The sequence below is a fragment of the Fervidicella metallireducens AeB genome (assembly GCF_000601455.1).
Lineage (GTDB): Bacteria > Bacillota > Clostridia > Clostridiales > Caloramatoraceae > Fervidicella > Fervidicella metallireducens.
In genome coordinates, this window is record NZ_AZQP01000139.1 from 1 (window position 1) to 1,014 (window position 1,014).

Annotated in this window: 1 pseudogene; it reads right to left on the reverse strand. The window is 40.9% G+C overall.

Annotated elements, in window-relative coordinates:
- Nucleotides 1–1,014, reverse strand: a pseudogene (tnpC, locus tag Q428_RS14125) (IS66 family transposase); the annotation flags it as partial.

Below are 1,014 nucleotides of genomic sequence, written 5' to 3' on the forward strand. Positions count from 1 at the left end.
ATCTAATAAAAATGCCGTAAGTTTATCCCATTGATTTAAACAATACTGAATAGCTTGACCAAAAGCACTTTTAGGAAGAACTCTGGGTTTTTGTATTTTAAGCCATGACAAAAAAGCCTCAAGCACAGGCTGACTTTTTGTGAGCCTTAAGGCATATCTTTCATCTGGGGTAACATCTTGCAAATCCCGTTCTATTGAAAACAATTGATTGCAATAATTCAAGCCTTCCTTTGCAGCTACCGCTGCATTGCTCCTGGAATCTGGAAGAGCAGTAAGAGCCTCGGAAAATTTGCGCCTTGCATGAGCCCAGCATCCAACAAGCTTAATATCAGGAAGCTCATTGTAGCCGGCGTAGCCGTCAACATGGAGATATCCTTTAAAACCTGAAAGAAAACGCCTTGGATGCTTGCTTGCTCTTGTCGTCTGGTATCATACAAAACTATTGGATGGCATTCCCTTCCAGTACGATAAAGCCACATGTAGGAAGATGTTTTAGCCCCTCTGCCTTCTTCTTGAAGTACCTGAAGAGTAGTCTCGTCTGCATGAAGGATATCCTGTTTTAAAAGATGGTCATGCATTCTGTCATATAGTATCTTAAGCCATGGGTCTGCAGCATTTAGTGTCCAATTTGCCATGGTTTGACGCGACAAATCAACCCCAAGACGTTCAAATTCCTGCTCCTGGCGGTAAAGAGGTATACTATTTACATATTTTTGAGTTATAATATGCGCAAGCATTGAAGCTGATGATAGACTTCCAGGAAGTATAGGTTTTGGCATTGTTGCTGTAATAATCGGTGTCTCTATACCTTCCTTTTCACAGCTACGGCAGGCATAAACATAACGTACATGCTTAACAAGTTTAACCTGGGCTGGAATTACATGAATCTCCTGCCTTACTTCTGTACTCATTTCATGAAGTCTGCCATTACAGCAAGGACATACTTGTTCTTCTTCATTGAGTTTGTACTCAATAACCTCAACAGGAAGATCCTTAAGCTTTTCCTCTCTTTGT